17 protein-coding genes are annotated in these 18,587 nt (G+C 40.9%); 6 read left to right on the forward strand and 11 right to left on the reverse strand.

The genetic code is table 11. The features are described from left to right. Nucleotides 1-61: 61 nt before the first annotated feature. The 8 genes from AN391_RS15705 to AN391_RS20785 all read right to left on the reverse strand — a co-directional run bounded on the left by AN391_RS15705 (nucleotide 62) and on the right by AN391_RS20785 (nucleotide 10,347). Nucleotides 62-1,096: an isoaspartyl peptidase/L-asparaginase family protein gene (locus AN391_RS15705; RefSeq protein WP_055016275.1), complete on the reverse strand. Its 1,035-nt coding sequence runs from the start codon at nucleotides 1,094-1,096 to the stop codon at nucleotides 62-64. A gap of 124 nt (nucleotides 1,097-1,220) precedes the next feature. Beyond that, on the reverse strand, nucleotides 1,221-1,928 hold the full coding sequence (locus AN391_RS15710; protein WP_055016276.1) for a SapC family protein: 708 nt from the start codon (nucleotides 1,926-1,928) through the stop codon (nucleotides 1,221-1,223). A gap of 338 nt (nucleotides 1,929-2,266) precedes the next feature. Beyond that, nucleotides 2,267-2,977 carry a 6-phosphogluconolactonase gene (gene pgl, locus AN391_RS15715; RefSeq protein ID WP_055016277.1) on the reverse strand — a complete coding sequence of 237 codons (711 nt, stop codon included), beginning with the start codon at nucleotides 2,975-2,977 and terminating at the stop codon, nucleotides 2,267-2,269. A 3-nt stretch (nucleotides 2,978-2,980) separates the two neighbouring features. Further along, nucleotides 2,981-4,453, reverse strand: a complete 1,473-nt coding sequence (gene zwf / locus AN391_RS15720) for a glucose-6-phosphate dehydrogenase (protein WP_055016278.1) — start codon at nucleotides 4,451-4,453, stop codon at nucleotides 2,981-2,983. A gap of 267 nt (nucleotides 4,454-4,720) precedes the next feature. Beyond that, nucleotides 4,721-6,367, reverse strand: a complete 1,647-nt coding sequence (pgi, locus tag AN391_RS15725) for a glucose-6-phosphate isomerase (protein ID WP_055016279.1) — start codon at nucleotides 6,365-6,367, stop codon at nucleotides 4,721-4,723. 340 nt (nucleotides 6,368-6,707) lie between these two features. After that, nucleotides 6,708-8,933, reverse strand: a complete 2,226-nt coding sequence (locus AN391_RS15730; protein WP_055016280.1) for an aminotransferase class V-fold PLP-dependent enzyme — start codon at nucleotides 8,931-8,933, stop codon at nucleotides 6,708-6,710. Between the two features lie 126 nt (nucleotides 8,934-9,059). Next, nucleotides 9,060-10,136: an AI-2E family transporter gene (locus AN391_RS15735; RefSeq protein WP_055016281.1), complete on the reverse strand. Its 1,077-nt coding sequence runs from the start codon at nucleotides 10,134-10,136 to the stop codon at nucleotides 9,060-9,062. Next, entirely contained in the window at nucleotides 10,129-10,347 is a 219-nt protein-coding gene (locus tag AN391_RS20785; RefSeq protein WP_055016282.1) for a hypothetical protein, read from the reverse strand. The genes AN391_RS15735 and AN391_RS20785 overlap by 8 nt, the downstream gene beginning before the upstream one ends. A 147-nt stretch (nucleotides 10,348-10,494) precedes the next feature. Between AN391_RS20785 and AN391_RS15745 the strand changes: the two genes are divergently transcribed. The 5 genes from AN391_RS15745 to AN391_RS15765 are packed head-to-tail and all read left to right on the forward strand — an operon-like array spanning nucleotide 10,495 to nucleotide 14,015. After that, nucleotides 10,495-11,160, forward strand: a complete 666-nt coding sequence (locus AN391_RS15745) for a hypothetical protein (RefSeq protein WP_055016283.1) — start codon at nucleotides 10,495-10,497, stop codon at nucleotides 11,158-11,160. 1 nt (nucleotide 11,161) lies between these two features. After that, complete coding sequence (locus AN391_RS15750) at nucleotides 11,162-12,619, forward strand: M48 family metalloprotease (protein WP_055016284.1); 1,458 nt, start codon at nucleotides 11,162-11,164, stop codon at nucleotides 12,617-12,619. A 54-nt stretch (nucleotides 12,620-12,673) separates the two neighbouring features. After that, nucleotides 12,674-13,021, forward strand: a complete 348-nt coding sequence (gene arsC / locus AN391_RS15755) for an arsenate reductase (glutaredoxin) (RefSeq protein WP_055016285.1) — start codon at nucleotides 12,674-12,676, stop codon at nucleotides 13,019-13,021. Further along, complete coding sequence (gene wrbA, locus AN391_RS15760) at nucleotides 13,021-13,575, forward strand: NAD(P)H:quinone oxidoreductase (protein ID WP_055016286.1); 555 nt, start codon at nucleotides 13,021-13,023, stop codon at nucleotides 13,573-13,575. Before arsC ends, wrbA begins: the two co-directional genes overlap by 1 nt. Next, on the forward strand, nucleotides 13,572-14,015 hold the full coding sequence (locus tag AN391_RS15765; RefSeq protein ID WP_055016287.1) for a DUF2069 domain-containing protein: 444 nt from the start codon (nucleotides 13,572-13,574) through the stop codon (nucleotides 14,013-14,015). Before wrbA ends, AN391_RS15765 begins: the two co-directional genes overlap by 4 nt. 113 nt (nucleotides 14,016-14,128) lie before the next feature. On the opposite strand, the gene AN391_RS15770 is transcribed toward AN391_RS15765, so the two are convergent. Together AN391_RS15770 and AN391_RS15775 are read right to left on the reverse strand one after the other, a co-directional pair. Then, nucleotides 14,129-15,466, reverse strand: a complete 1,338-nt coding sequence (locus tag AN391_RS15770) for an ankyrin repeat domain-containing protein (RefSeq protein ID WP_055016288.1) — start codon at nucleotides 15,464-15,466, stop codon at nucleotides 14,129-14,131. A 209-nt stretch (nucleotides 15,467-15,675) separates the two neighbouring features. Next, nucleotides 15,676-16,269, reverse strand: coding sequence for a phospholipid-binding protein MlaC (locus tag AN391_RS15775; protein ID WP_004589167.1), 594 nt, complete (start codon nucleotides 16,267-16,269; stop codon nucleotides 15,676-15,678). A 246-nt stretch (nucleotides 16,270-16,515) separates the two neighbouring features. Between AN391_RS15775 and AN391_RS15780 the strand changes: the two genes are divergently transcribed. Continuing rightward, on the forward strand, nucleotides 16,516-17,052 hold the full coding sequence (locus AN391_RS15780; RefSeq protein WP_055016289.1) for an acyloxyacyl hydrolase: 537 nt from the start codon (nucleotides 16,516-16,518) through the stop codon (nucleotides 17,050-17,052). A gap of 120 nt (nucleotides 17,053-17,172) precedes the next feature. Here AN391_RS15780 and AN391_RS15785 read toward each other — a convergent pair whose 3' ends face one another. Further along, nucleotides 17,173-18,543: a YjiH family protein gene (locus tag AN391_RS15785; protein WP_055016290.1), complete on the reverse strand. Its 1,371-nt coding sequence runs from the start codon at nucleotides 18,541-18,543 to the stop codon at nucleotides 17,173-17,175. Nucleotides 18,544-18,587 lie beyond the last annotated feature (44 nt).

Below are 18,587 nucleotides of genomic sequence, written 5' to 3' on the forward strand. Positions count from 1 at the left end.
TAATAGTATCAAAATAAACGCGCAGCGTTAATCCTACAATCCCTATAAGGCTTATATATCGCTATTGGTTTTTAAAAATTCCTACAAAGGTTGCTTGCGTGTTCGATTTGCTCGCTCGGTACATACCCGAGGTATTAAATGGCATACTAATATGACCTTTAGCATTCACAATAATAACACCACCTGTACCACCTATAGGCGCAAGCACTTGGTTAATAACCTCATCCCCTGCCTGCTCAATGGTTTTATTTTGATATTTAACACGTGCACAAATATCACTGGCAACACTGTAGCGAATAAAATACTCACCGTGACCGGTGGCCGACACCGCACACGTCTCGTTTTCAGCAAAGGTACCCGCACCAATCACAGGGGCATCGCCAATACGGCCAAAGCGTTTTGCGGTCATGCCACCTGTAGATGTACCTGCCGCTAAATTACCATTTTTATCCAGAGCCACGGCCCCTACTGTGCCCATTTTATAACTTGTTGGCAGGGCTTTATGTGCAGCTTGGTAGTTTTTGCTGGTTGCTTGCTCTTTTTCTAATTTTTGCTTCGCTTTTAAAAGCGCTTCATAACGATGTTTAGTATCAAATATATTGTTTTCTATCAGTTCAACGCCCTGCTCTTTGGCAAATTCTTCAGCCCCTTGGCCACTAAGCATTACGTGTACTGAGTTATCCATTACTAAGCGAGCCAATTCAATTGGGCTTTCTATGTGTTTTACACCAGCAACTGCACCTGCTTGACGGTTTCGTCCATCCATTATTGAGGCATCTAGTTCATGGCTGCCATCATAAGTGTACACGGCACCGCGCCCGGCATTAAAATAAGGTGACTGTTCTAATACTTTAATGGCAGTGGTTATTGCATCTAAACTTTCGCCGCCTTTTTCAAGCACACTGTAACCAGCCTCTACTGCTTCGGCTAGTTTAGCTCGGTAGGCTTTTTCTTTCTCTGGGGTAAACTTGGCTTTTTCAATTGTGCCTGCGCCACCATGAATCGCAATGGCAAACGGGGCTTGTTCACTTAACGCTAGTGTACTGAATGTTAAGCAACTGCTGGCTAAAACCGATAATAAGACTGTTTTTTTCATCGTGGGCTCTTTTTACATATAGGTTAAAAACAATGTGAATGGTCACAACAAAAATTTCAACTAAAGCAAGATTAATGGCATAAAAAAAGCGCCATTAGGCGCTTTTTATTAAACGTGTATGTAATTACGCGCTTTGCTTTGCTTTTAAACGTGCTAAACGTGCTACTTGGTGAGTAGATGTTAAGAACGAATAAATAGGTGCTAAGTAACCGCGCTTACGAAGCTCTAAAAAGTCTTCATCGCTTAGTGAGTTTAGTTTTTTCTCATCGATAAGGTAAATACCGTTGATGTCTTTTTTCTCACCTTTAATGTCTACGGTTAGCGTTTGCGCTACTAGTAGCTCTTTATCAGCTAAGTATTTAGTGAATGCTTCTGTTACTTGAGAAAACTCAATGAAAGACACTAAAGACTCTTTACGGCGCTTTAAGTACTCTGTTTCTTCACCGTTTTCAAATAATGCGTTGCCTTCCTCTTCACCCACAAGCGAGCTTGCTTCATCAATAACAATACCGTACTGATCTTGCTCAGGGTGCTTTACTAGACCTAATGGGTAACGTGTAGATGCCATAGGTGCAAAAGCTGCTGTCCATTTACCATCTTCTACAAACAGGTTTTCACCTGGCTCTAGGCCAAACATTGCAACTGCTTGAAAAGTACCGTTTTCGTTGTTTTTAACAAAAGACATTGGGAATTCATTTGCTACGCGTGCAAACTCATGTGCAACGACTGGCACTAAATGTTGAGTTTTCATAAATTCAACGTTGATGCCGTTTTGAATTTTAGTGTTGGCATGCTTTTCGTTGTGTAAAGGCTGTACTTGTTGCTCCGCCATGTTACTGCTCCGTTTATTTTTAATATATATGTTTCATTGTTAATGCCTTTAGGCTAATGCTTTTGAACGAAAAAAGGAAGGGAAAGTTTTATGACAACCGTCATGAAAAAATAAAGTTTAACTAAATCTGTGCGTTGCTAAAAAACAGACAATAAAAACTTAGAAAATACGCTCAAAAACAGTACAAATAACGAGTAATTTTAATACAATCCCATAAAACCCATTAACATTGGTTAACAGTTTAACCGTATTTTTTGAATAGCTTTAGTACGTTATTTAAGCAAATAAAAAGGCAGCTTAATTAAGCTGCCTTTTTAAACTGTAAACAAGTGGCTAAATTAAGGCGCCCAATACACTTCAATATTTATGCTTGGATGGTTTAGCACAGCGCGAAGTGGCATGTCGTTTACATCGCCCCCCGCTTTAGCCTGCTTGTAAACCGCTAGCTTTTCTTCACCACTGATCAGGAGTTTAACCACTTTAGAGTTAGCTATTGCATTTAACGTAAGTGTCATACGCTCTGTGATGCTACCCGTTACTTCACTTTCAATTGCATTAATAGCGCACACAGTTTGCTGTGTTGTTAAACCGTGCTCAAGGCCCTGTGCATGCGGAAATAAAGACGCTGTATGGCCATCTGGGCCCATGCCTAAAATTGTTACATCGTACGGTGCTTTTAAAGCGCTATAAGCGGCTTCACATACTTGTGTGCCCTGCTCGGCCGTTGCTGCATCATTTTTCATGGTAATGAAATTTGCGGCCCTGCCATGATTTTGTAACAAGGTGCTTTTTATAAACGCTTCGTTACTTTTTTCGTGGCTTGGCTCAACCCAACGCTCATCAACCATGGCTACATCTATATTTTGCCAATCTAAATCAAGCGTTGATAAGTGCTTGTACGCCGGCGCCGGAGACGAACCGCCCGATACCATAAGCACGGCTCGGCCATCACTTTTTATGCCATCGCGTAAAGACTGCTCAAGCGTCTGAGATAGCTCAGCGGTTAACTCATCTTTTGAGTCAAAAAATTTTTCAACAAGTGTTGCCATACTTTACGCCTTATCGCCTGTGTTAAACCACACGTGATTGTTTTCAGCTAATAATTCATCAGCATCATCTGGCCCCCAGCTACCAGCACGGTAAAGTGCAGGTTTGCCTTTGGTTTGCCAGCGCTCAATAATTGGATCTATCCACTTCCACGCTTGACGAACTTCGTCACGGTGTATAAATAACGATGGGTTATTAGCGGCAGCATCAAGCATTAAGCGTTTGTACGCATCAGAATGGAAACCATTACTATATGCTTGAGAAAGCTCAATATTCATCGTTACCGGCTCTAATTGCATTTCCAAGTTATCAAGGCGCTTAGACATAAGCGTTAATTGAATTGTCTCTTCAGGTTGCAAGCGAATAACAAGGCGGTTTGGCTCAATATTACCCACGTTTTCTTCATAAATATTGTGCGATACTTTTTTGTATTCAACCACAATTTCTGCACAACGTTTAGCCATACGCTTACCAGTACGAAGATAAAAGGGTACCCCTGCCCAGCGCCAGTTATCAATGTGTGCACGAATAGCCACAAAGGTTTCTGTTTTGCTTGAACCTTCGTTAAGCTCTTCTAAGTAACCCGGTACAATTTTACCGTTTAAATCCCCTGGTACGTATTGACCGCGAACGATATTTTCATCTACGTCACCTTCAAGTAGCGGACGAAGAGCTTCTAATACTTTAAGTTTTTCAGTACGGATGCTATTTGCGTTTAGTTTATTAGGTGATTCCATGGCCACTAAGCACAATAGCTGTAAAAGGTGGTTTTGCACCATGTCACGCAATGCACCGGCTTTATCGTAAAAACCAGCACGGCTTTCAAGACCTACTGTTTCAGATAAACTAATTTGAATATTATCAATAGATTTAGCATCCCACATGTTTTCAAACAGTGAATTTGAAAAACGCAGCGCCATTAAGTTTTGTACTGTCTCTTTACCTAAGTAGTGGTCAATACGGAAAATTTGCTCTTCGTCAAAAAACTCTGCAATTTTACCATTGATAGCTTCTGCTGATTCGCCGCAGTAACCAATTGGCTTTTCAACAACCACACGTGAAGTGGGTGTGATTAAACCTTTCGTTGATAAAATTTCACAACATGTGCCGTAAACAGCAGGCGGAAGTGATAAATAAAATACGCGAGATTTATTGCTGTCGTGCTCATCTAAAATGCCTTTAAGTACATCCCAGTTGTCGTCAGCTTCAGTTACGTTGCTTACTACAGGCACTAAGTAAGTAGAAAATGCTTTCCAATCTTTAGCGTTATATTCGCCTTTACTTAAAAATTCTTTCAGTGCGTTGTGGGCTGTTTCTATGTAGTCAGCGCGCTTACTTTCTTCACGCACTGTAGGCAATATGCGCGAGCCTTCTGGTAAGTTGCCTTCTTGATATGCTCTGTACATTGCAGGTAGCAATTTGCGTAACGCAAGATCACCACCGCCCCCAAAAATTATAATATCAAAAGGATTAAGCATAGTTACTCTCTACGTTTGTAATACCTAAAAGCGACTTCCATAAGCCACTTGGTATGCAGGTTTAGTGCTTGAATGACAGTGGCTCTTAGTGTTAATAAAAGCCTATTGAATGTTTTACGCTAAGTTGTTGTGTTTATTATTTGACTCTTTGCACAATTAAATGAGTCTTAGGAGCCCTGTAAATCCTCTCACAAAAATACAGGCCCTAAGAACTCCAGCGCTACCCGTTCAAAGGTACTCGGTTTGCTTATTACATAAGCGAATATATTACTGCGTACGGTGCTGCTTGTAGTACGCAATTAAGCCATTTGTTGAACTATCGTGCGCATGTTTTACGCTGTCATCGGTTAGTTCGCTTTCAATTTTAGAGGCAAGCCCTTTACCAAGCTCTACACCCCATTGATCAAAAGAGCAAATTTCTAAAATTATGCCTTGGCAGAAAATTTTATGTTCGTACAGCGCAATTAAGCGTCCTACTGTTTTTGCATCAACTGTATCTAGCAGTATAGATGTAGTAGGACGATTACCCTGATGAATTTTATGATTTAGTAACTCATCAATTTGTGCTTGTGTTTTACCTTTAGCGGCTAAATCTTCTGTAACTTGCTGTGCATCTACACCGCTCATCATTGCTTCTGTTTGCGCTAAAAAGTTAGATAATAAAATATCGTGATGTTTATCTACGGCTACCTGCGGCTTAACTGAGGCAATAAAATCAGCTGGTACAATTACATTACCTTGGTGTAAACACTGATAAAACGCATGTTGGCCGTTAATACCGGTCATACCCCAAATAATAGGTACCGTTGTATAAGGTACCGTTTCGCCTGCAAAATTGACGTGTTTGCCGTTACTTTCCATCTCACCTTGTTGTAAATACGCAGGTAACATATGAAGCGCTTGGTCGTACGGTAAAATAGCTTGCGACGTAAAGCCTAAAAAGCTGGTATTCCAAACACTTAATAGTGCCATAATCAGCGGAATATTTTGCTCAAATGGCGCTGATTTAAAGTGCTCATCTACTTCAAATGCGCCTTCTAAAATAGCTTCAAACGCGTCATAACCTAGGTATAACGCAATAGGTAAGCCTATCGCACTCCAAAGTGAAAAGCGACCCCCTACCCAATCCCACATAGTGAATACGTTTTCATCGCTAATGCCAAAGGCTGCAGTTTTTTCTAAGTTTGTGCTAACAGCAACAAAATGCTTGGCAATGGCGCTGTCATCTTTTGCTGTTTGTAAAAACCAATCAACGGCCGTTTTGGCGTTGGTCATGGTTTCTGATGTGGTAAATGTTTTCGATGAAATAACAAACAATGTTGTTTCTGGGTCAATTGCTTTTAATACAGAGGCAATTTGAACACCGTCAGCATTAGATACGTAATGAACATTTAAAGTGTCATCAGCAAGTGCTTTTAGCGCTTCGGTAGCCATTTGTGGACCTAAGTTTGAACCACCTACACCAATGCTTACCACATCTTTTACTGTTTTACCTGTGTAACCAAGCCACTGACCACTGCGTACTTTTTCTACAAAGGTTTTAATTTTTGCTAATTCATTATCAACCGCTTTGGTCACATCTTCGCCGTCAACAACTAAAGGTGTATGGGCGCGATTACGTAAAGCAGTATGAAGAACAGAACGCTCTTCTGTAATATTAATTTTTTCACCGCTGAACATTTTGTCGCGCCAAGAGGCGATATCGCACTCTTTAGCAAGCTCGATCAGTTGTGCAAAAATAGTTTTATCGATACGTTGCTTTGAATAATCAAACAACACACCTGGAATTTGAGTAGAGAATGCATCAAATCGTGTATCATCTTGTGCAAATAACGTTTTTAGATGGGTGTGTTTCATCTGCGCGGCACTATTTTGTAGTGCTTGCCAACTTGCTAATTGCGAACGATTAGACATGTAAATATCCTCTAAAATATTTAAACTAATGATTTAAAAACAGTTTTAGGTAAAAAGACTTCGCTTATTGCGCGTAGTGCTAGTAAAAAAGCAAGCGCCTAGTATAACGAAAAAAGCAATAAAAATGCTGTTTTTATAATTTATGATGCAGATAATAACGCAATTTTTTACTTTTGACACCGGTATCATAAAAATTTTATGAATTAATTACCCACAAATTTTAACCATTTAATAGTTTAATCAACATTTATTAAATATTCATGAATTACGCATAAAATGCATCAGCTACACTCGCCTCGCTTTATAGGTGGTTAAAACACCCACAAAACTAGGCCAATAATTAGCTTACCAACGCCAAGCCACCCGCTACGTTATAAATATTCGCAAAGCCTAATTGCTGTAAATTTGCCGCTGCAATTTTAGAACGATTGCCACTTCTGCACAGTAATATATAGGTGTGCTGCGGGTTTAATTGATTTTGGACTATAGCGTTAGCCATACGACTCAGTGAAATATTAAGCGTATTAGCTAAAGGCGCAGCAAAAAGCTCCGCTACATTAATAACACCATGTTCATAAGGCTCACGGGTGTCAATTAAATACACATTTTTTTGCGTTAGCAACATTTTAGCATGCGCAAAGTCTAGCTGCTTAATGTCAGATTGAACCGCCGCTTGAACATAGCCACACAATTGGTTACTGGTTTGCACATGCACCTGATCGTGTTGCGCTTTTAGCTGTGCAAATTGCGTCGTACTTATTTCTTTATTTAATAATGGACTAAGTAAAGGCGTTTGTGCACGTACAGTTTGCCAGTTAATGGCAAAGCATTGCTGATAGTCATGCCCCGAACAAATAACCGTATCGTCACTTATTTGCTCGCCAAGGCTAATAAGTGAGTGTGCCATTTGCGTTGCACTGCCCCCTTCAAGCGAAGTATTGCCAAGCCCTGCAGGTAAAATTAAATCTCCGCAAAAACAATAATCGATATGATCTGTGGAGCGCTCTTTTAATAAATAACTCACGCTGTCTATACTGTGCCCTGGGGTTGGCACTGTAATTAATGTTTTTGTGCCCAGGTCAATGCTATTTTGCATCACATGCGTTGTGCCCAGTACTTCATTTAATAAAGCCACTGCGCTTGGACGGTCTTGGTGCTTATGCGTATCTAAAATTGCTTTTACATTGAGCTGTTGTGTGCTCACTATTTTTTCAAAGCGCGGTATAAGCTCTAATACGGGGTCAATAATAACGGCGCTATTGTCGTTACTTACATACAACCAGCTACACGCTCCTTTATGCCTAAATTGTGTTAATCCCAGCGCGCACACTTCTTGCTTTGGCGACGCACTGTCAGAAACAATTAAGCAGTTAGCCTCTAGCACGGCTTTTAAAGAGCTAATACGTGCACACGCTTGATCTATTTGTGCTTGAGTAGCGGCTGGGCCAAACGAAAGTCTAATCGCATTTTCGCTTTGCCAATCGGTTGCGCCCATTGCATCAAGCACAAAACTGCGTGTTGCGCCTGTGCTACACGCTGAACCACCACTGACTCTAATGCCAGCTGCGTCAAATAAATCAATCACCTCTTTAGAGGTAAGCGTATCGACAGCAAAATTAAGGGTGGTAGGGACAGACTGAGAAAAGTCATGATTAAAAGTAATACCCCCAAAGGTACTTTGCAGCGCATTAAGCAGTTGCGCTCTGTAGTTATTTAATACCTCCATCGATTTAAACGTGTCGTCGTTTTTATCTAGCAGCAAATCAAACAGTTTATTAAGCCCTGCTATGCCTGGTAGGTTTTCGGTACCAGAGCGCATGCCGCTTTCTTGCCCGCCCCCTGCAATAAATGGTGTGTAGGCACTGCCATTTTTAATGTATAAAAAACCGATACCTTTAGGTGCATACAGCTTATGGCCCGAAAATGGGGCATAGTCTATACTGGTACTACTAAGTTTAAGTGCTTGTTTACCTAAAGCTTGTACACAATCAACCATCCACGAAACCGATTTATTACGACTACGAATAGCATGCTCAATAGCGTTTAGGTCTTGATAAACTCCGGTTTCGTTATTAACCGCCATAGTGCAAATCATCAGCGCGTTATTAATGTGCTTACTAATAAACGCTAAATCTAAAATCCCTTTGCTATCCACAGGGATAGCTAATAATTGGGCGTTAATGCCTAAAACGCTATTCCAATGTTTTAACGTGTTAGGTACCGCTTTGTGCTCTGTGGCTCCGTACAATAATACGGGGTTTTGGATAGTATGATTTTTAGCATGAATGAGCGTTGAAACAATGGCTGTTTGTATGCCTTCTGTCGCGCCTGAAGTAAAAAGAATATCCCCCTTAGGCGCTCCAATAACATTTCGTGCATTTTGTCTTGTCTGTTCCAATAAATACTTAGCTTGTATTCCGCTTATATGGGGGCTTGAGGGGTTACCAAAACAAATTTGCATGGTGTGCGACACCACGTCGGCAATACAGGGTAAAACAGGTGTTGTAGCGTTTGCATCAAGATAAACCTGGGCTGCTTGTTCATCGTGCAATAAAAACTCAGACATTAAAAACGCACCTTTATTACTAAAAAATATATCTTATACCCAATAGTACATAAGTTTGTTCACATTGGGTAATAATCAATTAGTAACTTAGGTGCGTTTACTATGCTTTTTTAAACTAAAAATACGTTACTCTGGCAGCTCTTTTGTTATTTCTCCATGGGTGGATGACCATGCATTTATTAGCGCTTTTACGAGCGATGCGAGCGGAATGGCAAAAAACACGCCCCAAAACCCCCATAAACCGCCAAAAAATAGCACTGCAACAATAATAAACACGGGGTTCAAATCAACGGCCTCAGAAAACAACAAAGGCACTAATACATTGCCATCGAGCGCCTGAATGATCCCATAAATTACTAATACGGTCCAAAACTGTGTTTCGATACCAAATTGAAATAATGCCACCGCTGCAACAGGTATGGTAACCAACGCCGCCCCCACAAACGGAATTAACACCGAAAACCCAACCAGCACGCCAAGTAATGCTGCATAACGTAAATCAAGTACGGTAAAGGCAATAAACGAGGTGCCACCGACAATTAAAATCTCGAATACTTTGCCTCGAATATAATTCATTATTTGCTGATTCATTTCGTGCCACACTTGCAAAATTAACCGTCTCTGTCGCGGAATAAGCGTAGCGGCACTGCTGGTAAGCTCAAGCTTGTCTTTAAGCATAAAAAATACCAGTAAAGGGACAAGTACCAAATAAATAAGCCAAGCCACAACATCTTTTAACGAAGTGAGTGAAAACGAGACAATAACTTGGCCAAATTCGAGCGCCTTGGCCTCTACACTGGCTACAATAGCTTGAACCTGCTCGGCATTAATTAAACTGGGGTATTGCTGTGGTAGGGCCATTAAAAATGACTTACCTTGCTCTACCATGTGCGGGGTTTCTTGTACTAAATTACTGGTTTGCTTCCAAAGCACAGGGCCAATAACCAAAATAAGGGTAAGCATAACCCCGGTAAATATCAGCATAACAATGACCGTGGCGCCAAAGCGTTTTAACCCAAAGCGCTCTAAGTGTACAACCGGCCAATCAAGTAAATAAGCAATTACCAATGCCACTAATACAGGAACAATTAACGCGCCAAAAAAGTACAGCAATGCCACTGAGGCAATAAGTAAAAAAAGTAAGGTGACTGAATGAGGATCTGAGAACTTCCTTTCGTACCATGTTTTAACGTATTCAAACATGCAATGGCTCCACTCGTAATAGTCCTAGGTGTTGGTCAAATTTATATGTATATGCATTTTTGCTTAAAAAACGCGTAATATCATCAGCGCTCTCATTGTTATTAATACTAAACGTTATTGCCTGATTTGATGCCTGCGCATTTCGAAGCGCTAATTTAAATTGTACAAACTGTTGTGGGCATTTAAATTTTTTTAAGTCGCACTCTAACATAACTACTTTACTCGCCAAGTAAAATGAATAATAAGTCGTATACTGTCGGTCATTCTATTTATAAAATGTGAACAGCAGTAACTTTTTCTTAAAACCATTCCAGCAATGGTTTATCCTTATAACATAATTAGCAGTAAGGATAAGTTAATGCCTGGCACGCATAATAAAGCGCAACTACCGAGTAATCCAACTCTCAAAGAGATTAATTGGTATAAAAAGCAGATAAACTGGGGAGAGCTTCCGCCTTTTTATCACCTCGTTGCTTCTTCGGTCAGCGAAGCTGAGGGAATATTGGAGCACGGGTTTGATAACGCTGTAAAAAGCCTGCTCAATAGACGCAATTGGAACTTAGACTTACTTGAAGGCTATGAAGATAACTTTGGCGAAATACATACCAAACATAAGCCCCGTATTGCACTACACCAAGTATTTACTGACCGCGGGTTTGAGCTGTGGGCGCAACCCTATGCTAAAGATATTATTATTGATCAATACGTTAAAGATAACCGCTTTATGGAGTTTAAAGTATGGGATCCGCATTCAATGAAAAATCTGATCCGCATAAATCAGCTCCATAAGTTTATTGGCTTTTATTTTGAGCGCGGTGACAAGGCCGATAAAGCCATTATTTTACATGCACATAAGGTAGTACATAAAATTATTAAATTTTTGCAGCAGGAATTGAACGTTGTAAAGCTTGATGGAGTCACAATAAAAGAACTCTACCAATTGTGCGAAAAAGACAGCCGTGCAAGCAGCGACGAAATTGACATAGCAAAAATTGCCATTGGTGAACAAATAAACAAGGAATAAAATGCAGCTAAAATCAGCCTTTATCACTTTATGCAGTGCCGCGCTTACCTTTAGCCTACTGGTTAGTGAGCCGTTAAAGGCACAAACAAACTTTACGCTACCCGATTTAGGCACGTCTGCGCTACAAGTTTTGCCACTTGAAAAAGAACAAGCCATTGGCGAAGTGATGATGATGCAAATAAGAGGCTCATCACCGGTAGTAAACGACCCTGTTTTAGACGAATACTTAACCACACTTGGCCGAAAACTAGTCGCTAATGCAAACGACGTGCGTTTTCCTTTTTCGTTTTTTTGGGTCAATAACAACGAAATTAATGCCTTTGCTTTTTACGGCGGACATGTAGGTGTGCATACTGGGCTTATTGCGCAGTCAGACAACGAAAGCCAGTTTGCCTCTGTACTTGGGCACGAAATAGCGCACGTAACTCAGCGCCATTTAGCGCGTCGTATTCAGCAACAACAAGACAACAGTGCACTGACTATTGCAGGTATGATAGCCGGTATATTAGCAACAGTGGTGGCCCCTGATGCGGGCATTGCTATTATTTCGGCTAACCAAACCCAAGCTGCGTTTAGCCAACTCACACACAGCCGTGCCGCCGAGCAAGAAGCCGACAGAATTGGTATGCAAACCCTTAATAACGCTGGTTTTGATGCGCGTGCTTCGAGTGAGTTTTTAACTAAACTTGCAGCACAAATAAGGTATAAGTACAAGCCACCCGCTTTTTTACTGACCCACCCATTGCCAGAGAGCCGTGTGTCTGATGTACGCTTACGTGCAGAGCAATACCCTGTGCGTCACTTAAACCCAAGCCTTGAGTTTAATTTAGCAAAAAGCCGTGTACTCGCCCGTTATGCCAATAAGCCTGAAAACGCCGAGGCGCTATTTAGAAAGTTAATGCGTGAAAACACTTATAACAACACCGCGCTTAAATATGGCTTGGGTATAAGCCTGCTTGACCAAGACAAACTCGATGAAGCCGCAGAAATATTAGAGCCACTGCTTGCGCAAAACCCTAAAAATTTATTTTATATTGATACCCATACCGATTTACTCATAGCGCAAAAAAAAGCCGACGAAGCTGTAACGTTTTTGGCTGAACTAAACGACTATCGCCCTAACAACCAAGTTATTACTTTAAACTATGCAAATGCGGCATTAGAGGCTGAGCAGTTTGAATTAGCGGAAAACATTTTAAAAAGTTTTTTACTTGAAAAGCCCGACCATAACTTAGGCAAACAGCTTTTAGCCGACGCCTACAAAAAACAAGACAAGCTCGCTGCTTATCACGAAGCCAATGCAGATGTGCTTGCCCAATATGGTGCTTACATTAAAGCCGCAGACGAAATCCAAAAAGCGCTTAACTTCGTAGAACCCACAGAGCTGGTTAAACAGCAACGTTTAAAAGCCTTGCTTACTCAGTATCGCCGTTTACAAAAAGAGCTTGCAAGACTTTAAGTCTGCAAGCGCTTGCCCTAAAATAGTGGCAAATTACATTTTGGAATTAATTGTATGTCAGTGACTATTTATCATAACCCGCGTTGTTCAAAGTCGCGTGAAACCTTAGCATTACTTGAGCAAAATAATGTAACTCCCAGCGTAGTAGAGTATTTAAAAACACCGCTTAACCATGAACAAATTACAGAGCTTTTAGGACAACTAGGCTTTAGCTCAGCACGCCAGCTGATGCGCACAAAAGAAGATGCATACAAAGCGCTTAACTTAAAAGAAGAAAACAGCGAGTCTGCATTAATCGCTGCAATGGTAGAAAACCCAAAATTAATTGAACGCCCAATTGTTGTAAACAACAATAAAGCCGCGCTGGGTCGCCCACCTGAAAACGTATTAAGCGTATTATAATGAGCACCCAAATTGTGGTGCTATACCACTCAAGCCATGGGTCGGTTGAAGCCATGGCCCATGAAATAGCAGAGTCAATAGAGCAACAAGGTGCAACCGCTTTGCTGCGCACTTTTGTAGCTAAAAACCCGCACGATATTGTTATCACCAAAGATGATTTAATAAATTGTGACGGCCTTGCTTTTGGCACCCCTACCCGCTTTGGCATGATGGCATCGCAGGCAAAAACCTTTTGGGAAACCACCAGCGATCTGTGGCTAAAAGGTCAATTAATAGATAAGCCAGCCTGTGTATTTTCGTCCTCAAGCAGTATGCATGGCGGAAATGAAGCCACCTTACTTAACTTATCATTACCACTACTACACCACGGCATGATGTTATTAGGGGTACCTTACGAAGTACCTGAGTTACTAGCCACGCAAACCGGTGGTACTCCTTATGGAGCAAGCCATGTCGCTGGCAGCAGTAATACAAATACATTAAGTAAAGATGAAATTAAAATATGCCAAAGCGTTGGTAAACGCCTTACTCACATTGCGAGCAAACTTCAATGAATACTGCAAACACCCCAGCTAAAAAGCCAATTACTGTAAAGTTTCAGCGTACTGCTATTTTTGGCTATGTGGGTTTATTACTTTTATTACCTTTGTGGATGTACTTTGTCCCGCCACTAAACGGCAACGCAAGTTTTGTATCGTTGTTTGTGCCTATTATACCTTTACTATTACCCCTTAGAGGCTTTATTAAAGACAATACTTACACTTACGCTTGGGCCAACTTTGTTGTTATGCTGTACTTTATACACGGTTTAACCATGCTATGGGCTGCGCCTGATGAGCTAATATGGGTGTTATTAGAGCTTGTGTTTGCCTCAGCGATGTTTGTAGGCTGCACCTATTACGCAAGGCACCGTGGACAAGAACAAGGCTTAAAAATACGTAAGCTTAAAGAAGAGCTCGCAGAAGAAAAAGCCGCCAACGAATATACTAAATAATACTAATTTCGCAAAATAAATTATTTAAGCTGAAATAACAGCTTATACCTACAAAAAACGCGCTTAACATAACAATGTAAGCGCGTTTTTTTAAGCTTTTAGTTTGCTAAGCCTTATACCAATTCGCTCAGCGCAGCAAGTGCAACAATACTGGCTAATCCAAGCTGAGCTATTAAGCTCAATAACGAAAAAACACGCAGAACAAATAATCCCCACGGGTGCTTTATATGAGGATAAAGCGCACAGCGTTTTAAGCTTGCCGCAAAGAAAAAACACACCGATGCAATCAGTGTAAAAATTAAAGTCAACTCACTTTTAATAGCAATGCTTTCATCAAAAAAGAAATAGAGCTGAAGTGGGAATAAAATAGTCACAATGGCGTGTAAGGCATGCACCTTTTTAATGCGGTTAAACTGCCCTTCAGGCGAAAGCTCTTTTATACCAAAGTCGCGCTCAAGGCATTTAACTAAATTGGTTGCTTTAACACTTACCGCTAACCGATAACAACTTAGGCCCTCGTTATTTCGTGCTCTAAAGTCGTAACCTGCTTTTAGTAATAGCACCATAAGGGTTTCATTTTTGGCTAACACCGCATAGTGCAAGGCTGTATTGCCTAACGTATCTTGCGCTTTTAGATCCTGTTTTGCCAGCAGGGTTTCTATTACGTTTACATAGCCTTTTTCGGCCGCCCACATAAAGGCTGTTTTATTGTTTTCATCGGCCAAGGTACCGGTAGCGCCTTGCTCGATAAAACGCATAGCCATGGTTTGCTTAGCACCTTTTTGGCTTAAATGAGCTAGTAATGCTTTTTCAAGCAATACTATAGAATCAACCTCAGGCGACACTTGCGTTAACAGCGTAAAATAGTCTTTACCGTTTGCTACTTTTTGGCTGGCAAGTTCTGTAAGCTCATTTAAATCCGCGACCGATTCGGGTAAAAAAGCGCTTAAACGGTCTCTAAAATCGACCTCTTGCCACAGTGCCAGTGTGTCGTGTGCACTTAATTTACTGCCACTGTTTAGGGCATGTTCAATTAATGAAAAATAACGTTTACTAAATAATAAGCTAAACAAAGAAAGCGGCGTATCAAGAGCATTTTGCGCCGCCACACTGGCGTATTTTTCTAAGCGCTGGCACAGCATTAACGCCATGGATTCGTTGGTGTATTCGTTATCTAAATAATGATTTTTAACAGCAGCAATGTAAGCATGCGCATCTTCATCATATTCACTAATATGCTGAAAATAACACTCTTCAAAGGGTTCAAGCGGGGTTAACCATATCAAATAGTAAATGGGTGGTAGCACAGTGGTGCATACACCGTCATCTTCAATAGTAGAACGACATGCAGGCCAAGCTTCTAAAGCATCTAAAATAAAGGCACCGTTTTGTTCTACAAGTCCTTTAATAAGTAATGGGTATTCCTTTGGCCAAATCAGTACATTTTCCATTAAAACAGCACAACTCCAGTGTAGCTTGATGAGGGGTCAGTTATAGCAGTTTTTAGCTGACACCACGCTTAATCGACGTGGTGATATTCTATCACACCTTTTTTTTGCTGTGAGCTTAAAGTAGATGAATATTAAGAAAATATAAAAGCAGCCAATACACTCAAGTGCGGCTGCTTTTGTGGTTGGAGGGGGTCTTAATCAGCGAGGAACTATTTATTTTTTAGTTCAGTAATTACTTGCTCTAAACCGACATCAGAAATACGTTGAATGATCTCTTTTTGCTTAGCACTTAATAGCGAAATACCTTCGGCAACAATGTCGTATACTTTCCATTGCTGGTCCTTACCTTGGCGCAGCTTAAAATGCAGATCAATCACGGGCGCATTTGGCTCAATAATTTGCGTTTTAACCGTGGCGTACTCAGAGTCGCTTTTAGCGGTATCTTGTTCAAAGACTACTTGTTGTCCGGTGTACTTCATAAGCGCACCTGCGTAAGTACCTGTTAAATAATGCTCTACTGCATCAATAAAGCGTACAGCTTGCTCACGCTCAATGCCTTTTATGTGTTTTCCAAGCAATTTAAACGACACAAACTTAATATCTATGTTTGGCATTAAACGCGTCTCTACAATGCGCGCCATATCGGCTTTGCTTGCATCACCTTGTGCATTTACTTTTGCAATATCGCTAAAAAGCGTATCGGCAACACCCTCAAGCATATGTTGAGGTGACTGCGCAGTTTGCGCAAATAACGCGCTGCTAAAAAAAGCAGCAGCAATAAAAATAGTGTTAAAAAGTTTCATGAGCGTGACCATGTGTGTGATTAAGATGTGGCTAAATTACGCGATTTTAACTCACAAAAAAAGGCACAAAAATGCACCTTATTAATGCCAAAACAGCACCAATAAAATAAACTATTTAATTTCAGTCAGTTAAGCATCCCTTGTTAACACCCCATAAACAAGCGGTATTTTGTCCTCATTGAAAATGTAAATACCCCGCCCTTATCATTTAATTACTCATTCGACTCACACACCAATTTGGCAGTTATGAAAACGGTATATAAAACTTTCACTATTACTTTATTTTTAATTATTTCTGTATGGGGTAACTCTGTATTTGCGCAGTCTAATCATGGTTACGCCGTAGATATGCTCAAAGGCGAAGGCAACGTAAATGGTATTAAGCTAGCTTATCAATATCACGCTCCTAGTTTGCAAAACTTAGTGGGCGATGCGCGCTTTTATTTTGAAACCAGCGTTAATATGTGGCAGTACCGCCATGGTGACAACTCGCAATCTAATCTTGTGCTGGCTATGTCGCCTGTGCTGCAGTTTCCTGCTTTTAGTTTTCACAATACCCCGTTTTATATTGAAGCAGGTATTGGTGTATCGCTTATTGATGAAACTAAATTTGCGGGCAAAAACATTAGTACTCACTACCAATTTGAAGACCGCATAGGCCTAGTTGCAGACTTTGGCCACACTAACGTAGCGCTTCGGGTTATTCATTACTCAAACGCCGGATTTAAAGCCCCTAACCCGGGTTTAAACTTTTTAACTCTTTCGGTGGCAAGGCGTTTTTAACCTTCATTCGCATCTAGTATCAATTTGCCACTTAATCATGTTAAGTATTAAGCTAAATTGAAATAACTAGCCACAAAAAAGCCCCGATAAATCAGGGCTTTTTTTGATTAAAATACGCTACTAGCCAACTAACCAATGCGCCATTAAGGCAATAACCGGCAGTGTAATAAGCGTACGCAAAATAAATATAACGAACAGCTCAACAATGTTTACCGGTATTTTACTACCCAGTAAAAGTGCGCCAACCTCAGACATGTAAATTAGCTGAGTTACGCTCATTGCAGCAATAATAAAGCGCGTTACATCACTTTCAATGGTGCCTGCTGCCAAAATTGACGGAATAAACATATCGGCAAATCCCACCATAATCGTTTGTGCCGCGGCCTGTGCCTCGGGGACGTGTAACCATTCTAAAAATGGCACAAACGGCATACCTAAGTACTGAAATACCGGCGTGTACTCTGCAATAATAAGTGCAAATGTACCCACCGCCATAACTACAGGCAGTACACCAAACACCATATCAAGGGCATTATGTACGCCCTCTTTCAAGGTACCTTTAAAACCTGATGAGTTATTGGCTTTAGCTAATGCAACATCGAGCGAGTGCCCTACTAAGCTTTTACCCGTTGGGATAGTCTCAGCATCGCGATTTGGCTCACTGCCATCAATAAGCAAATCTTTTTTAAAGCAAAGTGGTGGTAAGCGCGGCACAATAATAGCGGCAACCACACCCGCTAAACATACGGTGGCATAAAATGGGGCAAATAAGTGCTCTAATTTAACTTGGCCTAAAACCACTAAGCTAAAGGTAATTGAAACTGCCGAAAACGTAGTACCAATAATAGCGGCTTCGCGTTGCGTGTAGTGCTTTTGGTCGTACTGCCTTGCGGTCATTAAAATACCGACACTGCCATCACCTAACCATGACGCAGTACAGTCAACCGCACTTCGCCCAGGTACACCAAATACAGGGCGCATTACCTTGGTAAGCATGGTGCCAGCAAGTTCTAATAACCCAAAGTTTATTAGTAAAGGCAGTAATAAACCGGCCAGTATAAATACCGAAAACAAAACAGGTAATAAGTCGTTTAATACTAAAGCGCCTGTGTTTGCTGAGGTAATAGCCTCGCTACCTAACCCTAAATGGGTCATTAGCACAAACGCCATACCAAATAAACGCACCACTAACCACACGACACTTACATCAAATAAATGTTTTAACAGGGGTGATTGGCAAATAGCGGCGGGTTTAAATACTTTAGTGATCACCGACATAACGCCAGTAATACAAATAATTAAGGTAATAATTGCTTGCGCTGAACCAGACATCAACGCTTGCACGCCTTTAGCCATTAACGCAATAGGAATGGTCATTCCGTCGGCGGTAGGAATGGGTGTCATAAATAAAAACACACCAATTAACGACGGTACTAAAAAAGTAAACCAAGTGCGCCACGTATAGTGCCCGCGAGGAGGTAACTGAGACATATTTTTTAATCCATAAAAACTACAAAAAGAGCAAAGCGCTCTTT

It is taken from the genome of Pseudoalteromonas sp. P1-13-1a (genome assembly GCF_001401875.1).
Lineage (GTDB): Bacteria > Pseudomonadota > Gammaproteobacteria > Enterobacterales > Alteromonadaceae > Pseudoalteromonas.